The 19035-nt window shown below is 30.2% G+C and carries 15 protein-coding genes and 1 other annotated feature; of the genes, 2 read left to right on the forward strand and 13 right to left on the reverse strand.

The window, feature by feature from the left end; translation table 11 throughout:
- Positions 1-6 precede the first annotated feature (6 nt).
- The 13 genes from ribD to PTZ02_RS13610 form a co-directional block, all read right to left on the reverse strand.
- Positions 7-1062 carry a bifunctional diaminohydroxyphosphoribosylaminopyrimidine deaminase/5-amino-6-(5-phosphoribosylamino)uracil reductase RibD gene (gene ribD / locus PTZ02_RS13550; RefSeq protein WP_274228332.1) on the reverse strand — a complete coding sequence of 352 codons (1056 nt, stop codon included), beginning with the start codon at positions 1060-1062 and terminating at the stop codon, positions 7-9.
- Positions 1063-1169: 107 nt separating this feature from the next.
- On the reverse strand, positions 1170-3056 hold the full coding sequence (abc-f, locus tag PTZ02_RS13555) for a ribosomal protection-like ABC-F family protein (RefSeq protein ID WP_274228333.1): 1887 nt from the start codon (positions 3054-3056) through the stop codon (positions 1170-1172).
- 1169 nt (positions 3057-4225) lie between these two features.
- Positions 4226-5245: a fatty acid desaturase family protein gene (locus PTZ02_RS13560; RefSeq protein WP_274228334.1), complete on the reverse strand. Its 1020-nt coding sequence runs from the start codon at positions 5243-5245 to the stop codon at positions 4226-4228.
- 308 nt (positions 5246-5553) lie between these two features.
- Positions 5554-6630 (reverse strand): ABC transporter permease, encoded by a 1077-nt coding sequence (locus tag PTZ02_RS13565; RefSeq protein ID WP_274228335.1) that lies wholly within the window; start codon positions 6628-6630, stop codon positions 5554-5556.
- A gap of 2 nt (positions 6631-6632) precedes the next feature.
- Complete coding sequence (locus PTZ02_RS13570; protein WP_274228336.1) at positions 6633-7772, reverse strand: ABC transporter permease; 1140 nt, start codon at positions 7770-7772, stop codon at positions 6633-6635.
- A gap of 2 nt (positions 7773-7774) precedes the next feature.
- Positions 7775-8719 carry an ABC transporter ATP-binding protein gene (locus tag PTZ02_RS13575; RefSeq protein WP_274228337.1) on the reverse strand — a complete coding sequence of 315 codons (945 nt, stop codon included), beginning with the start codon at positions 8717-8719 and terminating at the stop codon, positions 7775-7777.
- 154 nt (positions 8720-8873) lie between these two features.
- The gene (locus PTZ02_RS13580) at positions 8874-9527 is read right to left on the reverse strand and encodes a response regulator transcription factor (RefSeq protein WP_274228338.1); all 654 of its coding nucleotides are present in this window, start codon (positions 9525-9527) and stop codon (positions 8874-8876) included.
- A gap of 23 nt (positions 9528-9550) precedes the next feature.
- Complete coding sequence (locus PTZ02_RS13585; protein WP_274228339.1) at positions 9551-10720, reverse strand: sensor histidine kinase; 1170 nt, start codon at positions 10718-10720, stop codon at positions 9551-9553.
- Between the two features lie 135 nt (positions 10721-10855).
- The gene (pdxR, locus tag PTZ02_RS13590) at positions 10856-12304 is read right to left on the reverse strand and encodes a MocR-like pyridoxine biosynthesis transcription factor PdxR (protein WP_274228466.1); all 1449 of its coding nucleotides are present in this window, start codon (positions 12302-12304) and stop codon (positions 10856-10858) included.
- Positions 12305-12343: 39 nt separating this feature from the next.
- A complete protein-coding gene (locus tag PTZ02_RS13595; RefSeq protein ID WP_274228340.1) occupies positions 12344-13234 on the reverse strand; it encodes a D-alanine--D-alanine ligase in 891 nt (296 codons plus the stop codon).
- A 96-nt stretch (positions 13235-13330) separates the two neighbouring features.
- Positions 13331-14539 (reverse strand): tyrosine--tRNA ligase, encoded by a 1209-nt coding sequence (gene tyrS / locus PTZ02_RS13600; protein WP_274228341.1) that lies wholly within the window; start codon positions 14537-14539, stop codon positions 13331-13333.
- Positions 14540-14585: 46 nt separating this feature from the next.
- Positions 14586-14867 (reverse strand) — a binding site (T-box leader).
- A 61-nt stretch (positions 14868-14928) separates the two neighbouring features.
- On the reverse strand, positions 14929-15900 hold the full coding sequence (locus PTZ02_RS13605; protein ID WP_274228342.1) for a 2-hydroxyacid dehydrogenase: 972 nt from the start codon (positions 15898-15900) through the stop codon (positions 14929-14931).
- Between the two features lie 52 nt (positions 15901-15952).
- On the reverse strand, positions 15953-17197 hold the full coding sequence (locus PTZ02_RS13610) for an MDR family MFS transporter (protein ID WP_274228343.1): 1245 nt from the start codon (positions 17195-17197) through the stop codon (positions 15953-15955).
- Positions 17198-17408: 211 nt separating this feature from the next.
- Between PTZ02_RS13610 and PTZ02_RS13615 the strand changes: the two genes are divergently transcribed.
- Both PTZ02_RS13615 and PTZ02_RS13620 read left to right on the forward strand, forming a co-directional pair.
- Positions 17409-17978 (forward strand): sigma-70 family RNA polymerase sigma factor, encoded by a 570-nt coding sequence (locus PTZ02_RS13615; RefSeq protein WP_274228344.1) that lies wholly within the window; start codon positions 17409-17411, stop codon positions 17976-17978.
- A complete protein-coding gene (locus PTZ02_RS13620) occupies positions 17971-19014 on the forward strand; it encodes a DUF4179 domain-containing protein (RefSeq protein ID WP_274228345.1) in 1044 nt (347 codons plus the stop codon). Before PTZ02_RS13615 ends, PTZ02_RS13620 begins: the two co-directional genes overlap by 8 nt.
- Positions 19015-19035 lie beyond the last annotated feature (21 nt).

Below are 19035 nucleotides of genomic sequence, written 5' to 3' on the forward strand. Positions count from 1 at the left end.
ATTCACCTAAATATATCCTTTAAAAATAACATCATTTCCTACAATCTCATGTTTAACATTTCTTAGTACAATAGCATCTTTCATTCTTTCAATTCCAACTCCTCCAACAGGAGTTATTGCATCTTTACCACCAATAATCTTTGGTGCAATTGCTGCATATACCTTGTTTACAACTCCACTTTCAAAGGCTGATGCCAGTACTGAACTTCCACCCTCAATATAGAGAGAATCAATTTTCATTTCTCCTAAAGCTTTAACTATATCCGTAAACTCTATTCTATTATTTTTTTCTTTTATCTTAATTAACTGTACTCCTTTATTAACTAAAAACTTTTCTTTATCTTCTGGAATATTAATCGAAGAAATAATTACTGTTTTAGTATCTCTATCTACCTTTAAGACATTTGCTTCAGGCGATATATCACCATACTTAGATAATATTACTCTTAAAGGATTAGATATTTGAACACCTTCTAATCTTGTAGTAAGCATAGGATTGTCCTGCCTTACAGTATTTTCTCCTACCATAATTGCCGCTACTCTTTGCCTTAAATGATGGACAAATCTCAAGCTTTCTTCTCCACTTATCCATTTAGAATCTCCAGTTTTAGTTGCTAACTTTCCATCCAAAGTCATTGCCCACTTTGTAAATACAAAAGGAGTTTTAAACAATGTATAATGCTTATAGATTTCATTTAGCTCTTCACATTCTTCCTTTAGCATGCCGACATTAACCTCAATGCCACTTGATATAAACTTTTCTATATTACTTTTAGTTTTATCTGGATTTAACATTCCAATATATAATTTTTTTATTCCACTACTAACTATTATATCAAACTCCGGTTCAAGGTTTATATATAATTCTGCTCCATCTATTTCTTCCTTTGTGGTAGATAATATTTCTTCTATTGCAGATGGAGATCCATACTCTTTGTGATACCCTTCACCTATGACTCTATTATCTTTTACTAATACTGCTCCAACTAATGGATCTGGATTTACAAAACCTACAGCTTTTTCTGCAAGTTCAATAGCTCTCTTCATATAGAATTCTTTCATAACTTCATCCCCCCAAAGAATTCAAAAATTCACTAATATTTTACTTAATGTAGCACATGAAAATTTTGCTGTCAAGTTATTTGATAATTATTATCACCTAATTCAACTTATTCATTTATCGCTACCCACTTCTCTAGAAGCGTATCTAACTTTTCTTGTAAGTCTTCCTTTATGGAAAGATATTTATTAAGCTCTTCATAATCACTTCCTAAAGAACTCATTCTAGTATCTACATCTGTTATTTCCTTCTCAATTTCATTTATATTATTCTCCAACTCTTCTATTTGCCTCTTACTTGGGGTGCTCTCTTTTGTTCTATAAGGCTTCTTTATGGATTCTTCTTTCTTAATAAGTTCTTGACCTACTTTTATTGAATTTTCATCTTTCTTTATCTTGTAGTAATCAAAATTTCCTTCATAACTAATAAACTTCTTGTCATTAAGCTCAACAATCCTACTACCAATTTTATTTATAAAGTATCTATCATGGGATATAAAAAATATAGTCCCCTGAAAATCTTCTAGTGCCTCTTCTAAGGTTTCTATAGAATCAATGTCTAAATGATTCGTAGGTTCATCTAATATCAATAAATTAACATCCTTAAATAGAAGTTTGCTTAACATCAATCTAGTTTTTTCTCCTCCGGATAAACTTCCAACCTTTTTATAAACACTCTCTCCAAAAAACATGAATCTCGCTAGGTATTCTCTTGCCTTCCCTTCCAAGATCTGAATATCTTCTCTAAAACACTCTAGTATTGTTGCATTATCATTATTAAATTCAATATTTTGTGGTAAATAAGTTGCTCTTACACTTTCGCCTAATTTTATTATTCCGCTATCAATATCCTCATATCCTAATAAAATTTTTAAAAATGTTGATTTCCCACATCCATTTGCACCAATTAAGGCAACTTTTTCTCCATATGAAACATTAAACTCTCCATTAATAAATAGCTCCTTATCCCCAAAGGTCTTGCGGGCTTCTCTAACTTTAATTACTTCTTCCCCTGATCTTTCTTCTAGCATCAGATTAAGCTTGATATTTTTTCTATTTAAATTAGGTTTATGAACTTTATCTATTTTATCTAATCTTTTTTGCATACTAGCTGCTCTTCTAAAAAACTTACCATTATCTCCTCTGATAGCCCAATCTCTTAAATTCTTTATAGACTTTTCCATTTGGTCTATCTTTTTTTGCTGGTCACTATATGCTTGATACTGCAAAAGTAGATCTTCATCCTTCTTTTTTACATACGCAGAGTAATTTCCTTGATAAGCAGTGCTTTTATTATCTTCTAATTCCACTATACTAGTAGCCACCTTATCTAAAAAATACCTATCATGGGATACTATAATAATAGTTCCGCTGTATTGCTTTATATACCCTTCAAGCCATTCTAATGACTCCATATCTAAGTGATTAGTTGGTTCATCTAAAAGCAGTATATCAGGGTTTTCTAGTAGTATCTTCCCTAACATTACCGTGGTTTTTTCTCCTCCACTTAATATACTAAATGGCTTATTTAACATGTCATCACTTAGCTTAAGCCCCTGAGAAACCTTATTTAGTTTTTCTTCCTTATCATATCCGCCCAAGGTCTCATATTTCTGTTGTACTTCACTATACTGCTTAAACACCTTTTCTAATTCCTTTTCGCTGGAATTACTCATTTTCTCTTCTAAATCAGTTATATCTGTTTCCAGCTTATTTATCTCTATAAATGCAGTATTTAACGCATCTCTTCCTGTATATTCCTCTGGATAATTAGGTATTTGCTTTAAGTATCCTACTTTTGCACCTTTTCTAATACTTAAGGTTCCACCATCAATTTCTTCATGACCTGATATTATTTCTAATATGGTGCTTTTCCCGCTTCCATTTCTCCCCACTAATCCTATTCTTTCTCCCTTGTGTACCTCAAAGCTTACTGACTCCAAAACTAAGTTGGCTCCGTAATACTTAACTAATTCTTTTAAAGCTATTTCTATCATATTTCTCTTCCTTTCTTAAATCAGGTAGGTGCTACTTTCCGGATCCATGTTTTAAGAAAGGTTTTTATTTATATAAAACAAAAAATCCAGACAAGTAAACTCCTGCCAGGATTCCATAAAAAAGTATACACTAAGCCATATACTTATATTCATATAAAAACCGGGCAAGACCACCTTACCCGGATATCATTTCTTTTAATATAATATATCTGGTTATAGATGAATTACTTGCTTAATGTTGAATATATACAATTTTAGACGCACTTATCCCGTTAAATAAAGAATTTGCTGAAATTCTTACAGATATTGCTCTAATTTTGTTCATTCTATCAACATAGCAATTATTCATTTTCTATCCTCCTTCTGATATATTTACTAAAATTATACTGTAAAATTTTAGATATATCAACAATATATTTAAAAACATAAAATTTTTATATCTGTACATTATATAATTTATATCTATATTTTGTTCATGAGGGGCTAATATTATGACTAAAAAATCACTTGTGAAGTTATTTATTTATACGAATTTTATCCTATATTTTTTATTCCTATTAATTGATTTATATAATAAAGGGTCTTATAACTATGTTTCTATTTGCTTAAAATACTCTACCATTTTACTTTGCTTTGTCTTAAGTTTATTTATAGGAAATGATTGTGTTAATAAAAGGGATCTGTTATTTGTGCAAACTGCTAGATTTTTTACTCTTTTATCTGATTTATACCTTGTTCTTTCTGGCAAGCTATTCTTAGGAATATTCTTTTTTATATTAGTTCAGTACTCATACCTATTTAGATTTTTAGCTAAAAAATCTTTAATTCTTATATCAATCTTAATATCATTGTTTTTTATACCAATATTTATATTACTTTCTTATAGATTCCGTGGCATAAGCTTATTTATAATTGCTCTATATTACGGAATATTATTACTAACAAACCTGATAATAGCCTCAATAAAATACAAATACCACCAGTTAATCTTCTGGGGAATACTCTTGTTTTGTTTATGCGATATTAATGTTGCTCTATATAACTTAAGCTCCAACTTCAATTTTAATGGTATAAGCTTTATTCCATTTGGATTTCTAATTTGGCTTTTTTATTTTCCATCACAATTACTTCTTACCCTTAGCGGATTTAAATCTAGCTATTTAGAAGAATTATTTTAAATCTTTATATAGAGTGTTGTATATTTTCCCCTTCTCTGGATCTATAAGATTAACCTCTTTATAATATATCCTAGGAGTTTTCCATAATGAAATTAATGCTGAAGATAAACTCATTTCATTATATCTCTCTGGCCAATGTTTAAGTATATGTTGTTTAATTAATGGGTAGTACTTAGGATTCATTCTAGGAAATAAGTGATGCTCTGTATGATATGAAAAGTTAAAGTGTAAAATATCAATCCATTTAGGAACCCTTACTGATAAGCTATTAATCAAAGGGTCATTTATATCTACTAGAGGATTTAATCTATGATTTGTTGATATATATGCCATTACTATAAAGTTTCCTATCATCGCCGGTAATAGATAAATAAATGTCCACTTAGTTACTCCTACATAAAATAATAATCCTATCCAGACTGTCCAAGGTACTATGAATTGTACCCAAAGTGTCAATTTCCCTTTTTCTTTTATATCTATAATATATTCCACAAACATTCTTGTTGAATGAATTGTAAAAGTAATGCTTAATGATATAAAGCTAAAAAGAGACCTTAATTGTAAAGGAATTTTATATATTAATATTATAAATGGTCTTTTTAAATACTTCTCTAAACTCATCCACGCATCTGGATCCTTTTCTTCGTTTTGAGTATAGGCATGATGATTCATATTATGCCACTTTACCCAAAGTTTCGGCCCAACACTAAGAGGGAAAAAAGCAATAGCACCCAAGAAATTTTTAAGCCAAACAGTTTTAACTACTGACCCATGAAGAATTTCATGTCCTAAAAATCCCATTGCTGCAAAGCTAAATCCTAGTATAATTGATATCATAAAGTTACTGATTAAATTCATCTTTGTTAAAACTATAAGTAATATTCCTGTTATTATAACTACAGCATACGCAAGCCCTCCCAATAGTCTAGTGGGAACAGTTTTAAATACCTTCTTAGGTAACTCAGGAATTATTTTACTTGCATACCAACTTATATTATGAAGATTATTCATTGTCATTTCACCTCTTGAAAATTAAAATTCCAGCTAATACTTTGATTATCAAAGTATTAACCTTTAATTATATGATAATTATTTTCAATCATTGTGTCAATAATTATTATCTATTAATATATAATATCACTTGTCTCTGTAATTTATTCCTGTTTTTTAATAACTACTAGAAAACTGTTTGCAGGAAGTGTTGATGAAACTCATCAACACTTCCTGCAAACAGTTTAGTAATACAAAAAATATCTATAACTTACTATTAAAAGAGCCAAGCCCCACATTCAATAAAAGTGTTGCTTGGCCATTATTTTTTATTCTACAAAATTCTTAACTTTAAAGGTACCTGCTGTAAACAAAACTACTGCGAATAAGATTACTACTATTGATAACCACGCATTACCTGTATTTATAGATTGTAATGCCCAATATTGTGGTGTGAATTTTGAAAAAACAGTTATACTTTTAGGCAAATATTCGATTGGCATGAAGCTTCCTCCAATAAAGCAAGTAACCGAAATAACTATTTGTAATACTGCTTGTAACATACTCTCATTCTTAATTATTCTTGATACAAATACACCAAGACTTAAGGATACTAATGATAATGCTGCTATATTAATTAATATAACTGGTGCTTCAGAAGGATCTCCTAATGAGTTTATAGTTAAGTTTGCTAGATATACAATCCCATATCCTATTGTGGCTAAAACAAACATTGCCACTAAAACTCCGCCAATTATGGTTTTTGAGGTATTTGAGGTAGTAAAGCTTCTTGATAAAATATTCTGTTTCTTAAGTCCTAAAAGTTCTATTGTTATTCCTATAGCTCCAAACAGTACAAAGCTTATTATCATATTTAGCATTACTATGTCCCCAGTTGTTTTTGCATTTTTACCAGTAACTTCTATATTAGATTTATTATAACTTAAATCTTCTAAGGAAACTTTTTGTCCACTCTTTTCAAAATTTTCTCTCAAAAGCATTTTTGTAACTATTGAATTAGCATTAAACTCAAAATTACTTTGTCCACCACTTTCTAACTTTACAGCTTGAATTTGTGGCTTTTCTCCCTTAGATATCTCCTCAGTAAAATTCTCTGGAATTTCATAGTATACTGAGATTTGTTTTTTCTTTAGTTTTTCAATTCCTTCTTCTTTAGAATATTCTTTAATCGAATTACTCTTACTATACTCCTTTATAAACTCACTTCCATAGCTTCCCTTGTCATTATTTACTATAATACTTTGATTATCACTACTTGAAAATTTATTAAAAGCATAACCTAGTGCTAAAGTCAAAGTTAGCGGTATTAAAAAGCTTACAGCAAGATTTCTTTTATTTTTTAACATTCTTTTTAGGTTGCTTTTTAGTATTATTAAGAATCTCATAACTAATCCTCCCAGCTAGTTTTAACTTTAATTGTACTGATTGCTAATAAACATACTGATAACCCGATCATTACTACTATTTGAGTTAATGCTCCACTATAGCTTCCAGTTATAGATAGTCCTTTATATGCATTTAATATAAGTGAATTAGGTGCAAAGTTAGAAAGTACTTGAAGAACTTTAACCTCCATAATGTCAGCGCTATAGAATACTCCACCAAATATCATTGGTAAGAAAATCAATATAGTCATTACTCCATTTGCAACTTTATCACTTTTAACTAATGCTATTATTGCTCCTATTACAGTAGCCTCAAGGATGCTTTGAAGGAATATTATCATTAGCAAGCATAGGTAATTTCCTGTAAATGCTGTTCCTAAAAATCTATTTATAGTTACATAAAGTATATTAATAACAAATGCCATAATTGCTGTAAAGCTTACATATCCATAGAAGTAATCTAATTTGCTATTCGGTGTGGAAAATACTCTTTTCAATATTCCCTTTTTTCTTTCATTATAGAATCCCTTAATTAATAAACTAATAAGCATAATTGAAGTGAAGCTAAATAATGATATTGTATAATATTCTCTTGAACCTAGAGTTCTATAGCCTTCTACTATCTTTTCTTTTACAGCTGGTGTATTAGAGTTCTTTTGTAAGCTCGTAATGATCTTGCTTGTCACTTGATTTTTATCCATAGGTGACAAATTAAGTTTATCAACGTTTGTTTGAATTATTTTATACTGATTTATACTTTCACTAAATTCTTTCATAAAGGTTTTTATCATTTCAGTATCACTATCTGAGCCTTTTAACTTTTGTATATTTACATCATTGAAATCCTTACTGATTGTTACTTTACACTTAAAATCATCAGTGGCATCACTATTAATAAAGTCCTTTACTTCTTTATTTTTTAGAATAGACGTTAATACTTCTCCTTCATTACTCCCTTTATCATAATTAATTTCAACCTTTATAGGCTCAAAAGCACTTTTTCCAGTAAACATATCCTCTTCCATGATTCCATAAATATATGCCATTACCATAGGGAAAAGGAAGAAAGCTATAATAATTGTCATTTTATTTGTATTAATGTAGGATAATAAGTTTCTTTTTATATGAGGAAATAATTTCATCACTATTCCTCCTTATCTCGTAAATTTTTACCTGTTAGGGTTAAAAATACTTCTTCTAAATTAGGTTCTTCTATGCCAATATTTCTTACCATAACTTTGTGCTTTGAAATAACATCAAAAAGTTCATTTAAACTAATATTATCCTTAGCTACAATCTTAATTTCCATATCATTTATATCTACTCCCTTTACAGAGTTTAGTTTTCTTATATCAAACATTAAATCTTGTATTTCTCCATCTGCTCTAATCTTTATAACCTTATCACTTACTACCATTCTCTTTAACTCATCCTTACTTCCATAAGCCAATTCCTTTCCTAAATCAAGAATCATTATATTGTCACATAATATTTCAACTTCCTCCATGTAGTGAGATGTATAAATTACGGTAGTGTTATTCTCTTTATTCATCTTCTTAACCACATCAAAAATATGATTTCTGGATTGAGGATCAACCCCTACAGTAGGCTCATCCATTATCAATATTTCTGGATGATGCATCATAGCTGCTACTATATTTAATCTTCTTTTCATTCCACCAGAATATTTTTTAACTGGTTTTTTCAAATGTTCTTTTAATGCAGCTAACTCTAATGCTTCATTTATTCTTTCTTTTAATAAGCTTCCTTTTAATCCATATAGTCCGCCCCAGTATTCAAGATTTTCTTTTGCAGTTAAGCTCTCAAAAAGAGCTATCTCTTGAGGTACTAACCCAATTTTTTGCTTAGCCTTTAAAGGATCTCTTTTGATATCATACTCTCCTACAGTAACCTCACCTTTGTCCATTTGTATAAGTCCTACAATTAAGTTTATAAGTGTAGATTTTCCTGCACCATTTGGACCTAACAACCCAAAAATCTCACCTTTTCTTATTTCAAAAGATACATTATCAAGAACTAATTTATCATTAAATCTTTTAGTCAAATTTTTCACTTCTATAGCTTTCATATTTATTACCTCCATCAATCTTATGTATTAATTATATTTTGTTTTAGCTCATTCTCCTATTAGCCTAGGTCATTAAGTACGATGACTTAAGTCATTTTGTTCAATGAAAAAAGCATGCCCATTGGCATGCCATTTTACATATTTCAAATTATTACTAGACAAGATTATTTTTAAATGCAAATATAGCTATTTGTGTCCTATCTCTCAAGGATAATTTTGATAGTATGGTAGTAATATTATTTTTAATAGTTCCTTCAGTTAAATACATGACTTCTCCAATTTCTTTATTAGATAATCCTTTGGCTATCTCTACAATTATTTGAATCTCTCTATCTGTAAGACAGGTAGTCTTCTTTAACTCATCTATGTTCTTTTCACCTTCTATTTTTTCCTCTTTAACTACAAGCTTTGAAACAATATCTGGGTGAACTACTACATTGCCTCCATATACAGCTTTAATTCCACCATATATAAGATCATACGAACTATCCTTAAGCAAATAACCAGATGCTCCATTCTTAAGAGCTTCCTCTATATATTCGCTATCTTTAAAAGTTGTTAGCATAAGTATCTTTGTCTTATCACATACTTCTTTTATTAGCTTAGTTCCTAGCACTCCATCACATACTTCCATTCTTATATCCATTAATACTACATCTACATCATTATCTCTGCAAAATTCAAAGGCTTCTTTTCCATTTTCACATAAAGTGACTACTTCTATATCTTCATAGGTTGAAAGTATTATTTTTAAACCTTCCCTTATTAATTTTTCATCATCTACAATTATTATTTTTATCTTATTCATATTTAAACTTCTCCCCAAAATAGTTATACTTCATCTAAGCTAAGCTTCGATTTTTCCATTGTCACAATAAGTTCAAAACCTTTATCTTCATTTGTATGATATTCCAAGGTTCCCGCCCATGCTGTAACTCTTTCCTTAATACTTCTAAGTCCTACACCTGGTACTACTTCCTTTGAACCAATACCATTGTCCTTTAAATGAAGCCTTAATCCATCTTCCAAGAAATTTAAAAATATTCTAACTTCAGTAGCTTTCCCATGCCTAATAGAATTTGAAAGGAATTCTTGTATAATTCTATATATAACCATAGTTTGATCTGCATTTAGCTTCCATACTTTATTTGAAACTCTAAATTTTACGTTCACTGAAGTTAACTTTTCAAAGTTCTTAATCATCTCTGAAATAGCTACAATACCTTCATATTCTTCTAATTCTCTTGGTTTCATAGCCCTTACTGCGCCTCTAACTCTTGCCATACTTTCTTTTGCAAATTCTCCAAGATTATTAGCCATTTGTGACGCTTCATCGCCATTAACTTTTGCTATTTTCTCTATTGCTCCAAGTTGAATTATAATAGTTGAAAGAGCGTGTCCCACATTGTCATGAATTTCTCTAGATATTCTATTCCGTTCTCTTAATAAAGTGATTTCCTCAATAGTATTCACATAAGATTCTAATTCCTTGTTAGCCTTCTTAAGTTCTTCATCTTTTTTTCTTAGCCTGTCATACAAATCCTGAGCTTCGACCTTTCTTTCCTCTTCATCCTTAATTCTGACTAATAGAACAATAATTGGAGCTACGCCTACAACCCAATATACTATTGAGTCAATGTTTTTTGTATATACTAACATTAATGAAATAACAAATACAAAAATATATGAAAATATGCTATTAAACTCATATATTATATCCATTAAAATTAAGATGAAAACTATACTGCCATAGCTTCCTGAGAAATTAAACAAATAATATGCCATTATAATTTCCAACATAAATGATGGTATTGAGTACGCTAGCTTCTTCGGAAATATAAAATATCTTAACTGATTGTTAATTATAAAAAACAATATGATAACTATATGATTTATTCCAAGCTTATTACTATTTTCTCTTATAAAAGAAAATAAGAATATTAGTATGTATCCATATCTTAAGAAAAGCATATACTTCTCTTTGTTTAGCTTTTCGAACATATATCCTCCCAATTTGCTATTATTTAAACTTATGAATTATTTTTCCTCTTATTATATACTTTAACATCAAATTACTATTTATTGCAAAAAAAGTTAATAAAAAGAGAGGCCTTAAATTGCCTCTTCCTAAAACATCTATTTATCTTCTAAAATTTCTTTTATAGTCTCTCCTATTATCCTAATTCCCTTTTCTATATCCTCCATGCTAACTCTAGAAAAACCTATTCTTAACGTTTCTGTCCCCTTATTATCCGTATAAAAAATATCACCTGCAGTAAATACTACCCCTTTTTTATAACACGCCTCTAGGACTCTTCTTGAATTAACACCTTTTAACTTTACGAAGATGTGAAGTCCACCTTCTCCCATAATATATTCATATGGGACGTATTCTTTTATTTTATCAAGAGTAAAATTATATTTTTCTCTATAGTGTCTTCTTACCTTTTTCACATACTTTCTAAAAGAATCGCTTATCATATAATTATAAAATATCCCTTGATCTAAAAAAGAAGTATGAATATTTCTTGTTCTTTTAACACTTTCTAAAGTGCTTATAAGCTTCTTATCCGCTAGAATCCAACCTAATCTCAAACCTGGAAATAGGATTTTAGAAAAACTTCCTATATAAATGACTCCATTTCCGTTGCTGCATAAGCTAGCTATTGGAGGAACATGAGAACTTGAATATAAAAGTTCCTCGTTAAAACCATCTTCTACTATTGGAACAGAGTATTCTTGGAAAAGCTCAAATACTTCCTTTCTCCTTTCACCCTTCATTACTATCCCAGTTGGATTATGGTAAGAAGGTATAATATATGCAAGCTTAGGAGGATTACTTCTTAATTCTTCTCTTAATTTATCTATATTAATTCCTTCCTCATCCATATCTACACCAACAATATCAAGCTCCCGTGCTCTCATTATCTTTAAAGCTGTATTATGAGTAGGATTCTCACAAAGAATTCTATCACCTGGTACTGTTAGCGAATTAATTACTATATCAAAACCCTCAGTAAAGCCATTTGTTATTAAGATTTCTTTCCCCTTTGTATTAACACCTTTGTTCTCCATATATTTCATTAGATATTCAATGAGAGCCTTATATCCTCTTGCATATCCATAATTTAATAATTTCTCACCTTCAAGGGACCATGCATTTAAAAAGGCTCTTTTAAATTCATCTAAATCAAATAAGCTTTCATCCGGTGCTATGCTCTTAAAAGAGATCATCCCTTTTTCCCAAGGAATCTCTGTTTTAATGATATCTAGTTCTTCACAGGTGTGGGCATAGCCATTAACCTTTGACTCCCAATCTATATTAAAGCTCTTTTCTGCTACTTTTTTATTAGATGTTACAAAGGTACCTTTTCCTTTAGTACTTTTTATTTTTCCCTCACTTTCTAGTATCTCATAAGCAGTTACTACAGTACTTCTGCTTACCCCCAATATACTACTTAATTCTCTTGTGGAGGGCAGTTTACTTCCATTTTGAAGAATTCCTTTTTCAATATTTTCTTTTATATGATTTTCTATTTGAATATAAATAGCCTCTTCTTTATTAAATTCAAAGGATGAAAAAATCAAATACAAACACCTCTTATACTCTAGGTTTTTTATCACTTACAAGGAGTATTCAATAATCTTATCTAATAACTCACTATACTCCATATTTACCCCTTTTGCACTTTTAGGGAATAATGAATTCTTCGTCATTCCTGGCAAAGTATTTAATTCCAATACATAAGGAATACCATCACTTACTATAATATCAATTCTAACATAAGCCTTGCAATTAAAAATATCCCAGCACTTTTCCCCAATTTCTTTCATCTTATTCTGCAAATCCTCAGTCAATTCTGCTATAGCTTTTTCAGAGCCTCCATCTGTATACTTAGAATTATAGTCATAAAACTCTCCACTAGCTTTTATTGATAGTATTGGAAATATCTCTCCATTTAAAACAGGTATAGTATATTCATTTCCCGGCAAATATTTTTCTACCATAACTTCTTTATCAAACTTTAATGCTTCAGTGATTGCTCTTTCAAGTTCCTGATTATTCTTCGCTAAGAAAGTTCCAACACTAGAACCACCACCATTAGGTTTAACTACAATTGGGTAACCAAGTTCTTTTATTTTTTCCAAGTCAAAAGGTTTATCTTTTCTTACTAAAACTTCTGGTGCAACTGCTATGCCCTCACTCTTTAGTATCCTTTTGGTTTGCTTTTTATCCATACATAAAGCACTGGTTAAAATACCGCAGCCAGAGTAAGGCATATTTATACTTTCAAGTATAGCTTGAACTGCTCCATCCTCGCCAAAAGCTCCATGTAAGGCAATAAAAATAAAGTCCATCCCTTTAACCTTCTCAATCAATTCCTCTTTTGCATCTATAACAATAGGGAATACCTCATATTTATTTCTATCTAAATATTCCACTATACCTTTTCCAGAATGTAATGAAACTTCTCTTTCTGAAGAAACTCCACCCATTAATACTCCTATTTTCATATATATCCCTCCTTTTTCTAATATTATTATATTAATCTCAGAAGGGATATTTAACGTCCACCAATTAAGGAGTTTTGTAAACAAGTGGTAAGGTTCTTATTGTACTCTCTTAAGCTTTAAAAAAATCTTCTTTCCAATTTGTATAATTGCTTCATCCTTTATATCAATGGAATTAATATTATTTATTTTATCGTTATTAACTTTTATTCCTCCTTGTTCCACTAGTCTTTTTACTTCCTTTTTACTTTTTATAATTTCATTATCTACTAGAATTTCAGCTAAATTTATTTCCTCTAATGTCACTTCTATCACATCAATGTCTTCTGGTATTTCTCTTTTTTGAAAAACTATCTTAAATCTCGCTTCTCCTTTTTGAGCACCTTCTTCCCCATGATATAGTTTTACTATTTCTTTTGCTAAAGACATCTTTATATCTCTTGGATTCACAGTTCCCTTTTCTAGTTTCACTTTTATATCACTTATCACATCTGGATGTATATCAGTAACTAGTTCAAAGTACTTGATTATTAGCGAGTCTGGAATTCTCATAGCTTTTTCAAACATTATTTCTGGTGCTTCATCAATACCTATATAATTTCCTAAACTTTTGCTCATTTTCTCTTTTCCATCTGTACCCTCTAATAGTGGCATAAATATTGTTGCTTGAGGTTCTTCTCCATAATGCTTCTGTAGCATCCTACCCATTAGGACATTAAATCTTTGATCAGTTCCTCCTAATTCAATATCTGACTTTAATTCTAATGAATCATACCCTTGCATCAATGGATAAAAGAATTCATGTATTGATATTGGCATATTACTTTCATATCTCTTTTTAAAATCTTCTCTTTCAAGCATTCTTGCAACTGTAGTTGTTGCAGCAAGATTAATTACATCTTGAAAGTTTAACTTTGATAACCACTCGCTGTTAAATCTCACTTCTGTTTTATCTTTATCTAATATCTTAAATATTTGTTCTTCATAAGTTTTGGCATTCTCTAGAACCTCCTCTCTAGTAAGGGCTTTTCTAGTTTTTGATTTTCCTGTAGGATCGCCAATCATACCAGTAAAATCACCTATAACTATAATTGCCTTATGTCCTAAATCTTGAATTTGCTTTATTTTTCTAAGAACTACTGTATGCCCTAAGTGTATATCTGGTGCACTTGGATCAAGCCCTAACTTTACAATAATTTGCCGTTTCTCTTTATTTGCTTTTAGTAACTTACTTTTAAGCTCCTCTAATCCTATTATCTCATCTGCCCCTTTCTCAATAATTTTTAATTGTTCTTCTAAATCATTCATTATATTTATACCTCCTTAAAATAAAAAAAGCTCTCATCCTTTATTAACAAAGGACGAGAGCATTACTCACGTGTTACCACCTAAATTCATTACTATTTCACAATAGTAACCTCTTCAAGTACGCCAATTATAAATTGGTTATACTCTAGCACTATAACGGGTGCAAAATCCGGAAACTGCCTACTAGATTTCTAGAGCTTTTAAAACCCTCTATCTTTCGGAGTACTGCTCAGAGATGTATTCACATTAACTTATCTTGCCCCTCTCACCTACCGGGAACTCTCTTTAAGACTCTGCTTATGCTACTCTTTCTCCTCAACGCTTTCATTTATGAATTTATATAATTCTATACCAAATTAAATTGCTTGTAAATACATTATTTAACTTTTCTATTTAAGCTCAGGAACTACATTAGGAGGTACTTCTCCTTGCACTCCCTTAACTAGGTTCTTAACTGCTACTTCAAACATATCTCTTCTAGTTTCTTCAACTGCAGAACCAATATGCGGAAGAGTTATCACGTTATTCATCTTTAGTAATGGATTATCCTTTTCTACTGGTTCTATTTCAAAAACATCTAATCCAGCCCCCAGTATTTTCTTATTTTCTAGAGCTTCTATTAATGCTTTCTCATTTATAGTTTGCCCTCTTGAGGCATTTATAAATATTGATGATTTTTTCATCAAATCAAATTCTCTGTAACTTATAAGTTCCTTAGTTTCCTTTGTAAGAGGTGTCATAAGCACTATAAAATCAGAAGTTTTTAATAGCTCATCAAATTCACAATATCTTACACCTAAGTTTTTTTCAACACCTAACTTTCTATTCCTATTATAGTAGATAACATCCATATCAAAGCCTAATTTTCCTCTTTTAGCAACAGCTTCTCCTATTCTACCCATTCCAATTATCCCTAAGGTTCTGTGATGTACATTTACTCCAAATAAATCATCATCCTCTTGAGGTTTCCACTCTCCATTTTTTACATATCTATCTAACTCAGGAATTCTTCGTGCTGAAGAAATAATAAGTCCAAATATTAAGTCTGCCACTGTATCATCTAATACATTTGGAGTATGAGTTCCAATAACTCCTCTTTTTTTCATAACTTCTAAATCAAAATTATTATAACCAACTGAAATATTGCTAACTATTTTTAACTTAGGTGCGCGATTTAATAATTCCTCATCAATCTTTGTCCCAACAGTTAATAACCCTTCTTTATCAGAAAGTCTATCTAATAATTCTTCTCTAGTTATCTCTAAATCCGAATCCCAAGTCTCTAAATCACAGTATTTTTCTAGATATTCTTTATTTTCATCTAGTATCTTTCTTGCTATAAAAACTTTTGGCTTATCCATCTTTATCCTCCTAGTTATATATGCTTTATTATAAGCTTATCGGAATACTTTGTTAATTAATTTCCTCTACAGCTTTATTTTTATTATCAGCAAATTCTAATCCAAACATAGAAATAGTTCCTATTATTGCTACAGATGCAATTACTACCCAAGAGCTCATAATGCTATGTGTCTCCATGAAGTTTCCCATTATCATTGGTCCAAAAGCAAAACCTGCTCCAGATATAATTGGTAATACTGAGCTTATCCTTCCTCTATGTGAAGCTGGTGTATGATTGGCCACAAATGCTCCATTATTTATAGCTATAAGTATTTCTCCAATTGTCATTAAAAATACTCCAAAGAAGAATAATGGCAATGCTTTTATAAATCCAAATAATCCAAAGGATAGTGCATATAATGCCCCTCCTATTGCCATAGTTTTAATTGGATTCAGTTTCTTTGTAATAGCTGTTAATAATGGAGTAAATGCTATAACTACAACTCCATTTAGGCCACCCATTAGTCCATAAATTCTAGCTCCATCTTGCCCTAAAATGTTTCCCATTTGTATAGGAAGTGCAAAACCCCATTGAGAATATGCAAAAGAATAAGCTAGCATTATTAAAGAGAATATAAGTAATATAGGTCTTTGTAATAGAACACTAATTGCAGATCCCTCAACATGGCTTTCTAGTGTCTGCTCTTCTTGAACGTTAACTTCTTCTTTTTTAATCATTGTCTCTTTTATAAATATTACAAAAAGACATAAAGAAATTAATGTTGTTACTGCATCCCCAATGAAAACAAAAGTTAAGAATTTTTTATATAACATACCACCTATAATAGGTCCTATTGCAAATCCTAGATTAAAACCCATATATAATAGTGAATATGCTGCCTGTCTGTTTTCTGGTGTTGTAAGATCAGCATTTAATGCATCATAGGCCGGTTGAGATATTGCATAGAAGCACGATGCTAATATAATAATATAAGTCATAAAAATTGAAGGTTTCATAAACCCGCAGGAAATATATGCTGCTGCACCTAATAATTGAAATAATATAATAACCCTTCTACGGCCAATTGTATCTGCAAGTTTTCCTCCAAGCATTAAACACGGTACCTGACATACTGCAAGTAATGTAGCAAATCCTCCTGCTTGTCCACTAGACATACCTATCTTTTGTGTTAATATTAATGCCAACAATGGAAAAACAAAAGAACCCATGCTGTTAACCATTCTCCCAATGAATAAAATATACATCTCTTTGGGCAGCCCCCTATATTGTTTAAACATATTTTCTAAAAATTTCATTTTATCCCCCATCTATCCTTAATAAAAAGAATATAAAATATTTATCATTCATAAACACTTAAATTATACAGTTATTTACCATGTATTTCAAATTCATGTAAATTATAATATAATTAATTAAATTTTATTATGTTGAAACTTTTTACACACTCAGTATCTCTAATATGTGTAACATCGATGTTTAAATATATTTTTGATTTAAAGGAGTACTATGGAAAACTTAATTGAGCTTAACGTTAAAGAAACTAATAAAAATGCTCTTGAGCTAAAACTTATAAAAAAAGCAGTTAAGGGAGATTCTTCTGCATTTATTGAAACTATGAAAGTTTACAAAGGCTATCTTTATAGAACTGCCTATGCTTATGTTAAGAGTGAAGAAGGTGCTTTAGAAGTTTTGCATGAATGTACTTATAATGCATTTCTTAACATAAAAACTCTAAGAAACGCACAATACTTTAAAACATGGATTACTAGAATATTGATTAATACAGCTATTAAGTACTTAAGAAGAAATGAGAATATTTCATATATTAATGACACAATGGTACTTAAAGAACCAACATCAAATGTTTCCATAGAGGAAAAACTCGATTTGTATAATGCCATTGATTTGCTTAGAGAAAATTATAAAACTGTTATAATCCTTAAATATTTCAATGATTTATCCATAGAGGAGATTTCTTCTATTATGGATATACCTCAGAATACAGTTAAGACTTATCTAAGAAGATCAAAAGATAATTTAAGTAAAATATTGATGGAGGGATACTTAGATGATTAATGAAAATTTTAATAATATACAAGTACCTGATGGTATAGATTCAACTATAGAAAATGCTGTTTTAAAAGCAGTTAATGATAAAAAGTTAAGAAAACCTAAAAAGATTAAAATTGCTTCCATTGCTGTTTCGGCAAGCTTTGCCGTATTATTTACCCTTGGTTATAGTAACCCTGCTTTTGCTGCAAAACTCCCTATAGTAGGAAGCGTTTTTGAATCTATCGAAAAAAATATATATTTCCCTGGAAACTATTCCGAATATTCTACTTCTGTAAATAAATCCGCAGTTTCTAATGGAATTAAAATAACCATGTCAGACATTCTTTGCGATGGTCAGTCACTATATGTAACCTATAAAATAGAAAGTCCAACCAAGTTTAAATATACTTCTTGGGGCGACAAACCACTCACAATGAATCAACTAATGACTTCTGAAGCATATAAAAAAGTTAGTTTTTCAAACAAAGAATTAGATGATTCTGGATTTGCAGGACTTGAGGGGAAATTCCTAGACGAAAATACCTTTATAGGAATGGAGAAATATAATTTAGATTCTTTAGGTACGGATATACCAGACAATTTTGATTTTCAAGTAAAACTAACTACTGTAGGAACTCACGGATTAAATATGAATGATAAAGATCAATATTTTGATGGTACATGGGCATTTAAAGTTCCTGTTAAGGTGGATAAATCTCTTATAAAGAATATAACTATTTCTGATGCTGAAGCAAATGGTCAAAAGATTCAATCCATTTCTACTACTCCATTTCAGCTAATGATTAAAACTTCTCATCCAAAAAATGATGCTGGAACTTTTAATGATATCAGAGTATATGATGATAAAGGAAATGAATTTAGACCTGATAGTGGCAGAATCGAAGATGGTATAGAAACATCTTTATTCGCTGCTCCAAGTAAAGATACTAAGAGTATTAGGATTATAATTTATAAAGGAACTCTTAAGGAAGCCAGTTCTAATAATCCTAAAAATTTAAAAGATTTAATATTATTAGATAAAACTGTTCCACTAAACTAAATTATAAAAAGCCAGGCTCAT

The sequence above is a fragment of the Clostridium sp. 'White wine YQ' genome, from assembly GCF_028728205.1.
Taxonomy (GTDB): domain Bacteria; phylum Bacillota; class Clostridia; order Clostridiales; family Clostridiaceae; genus Clostridium_T.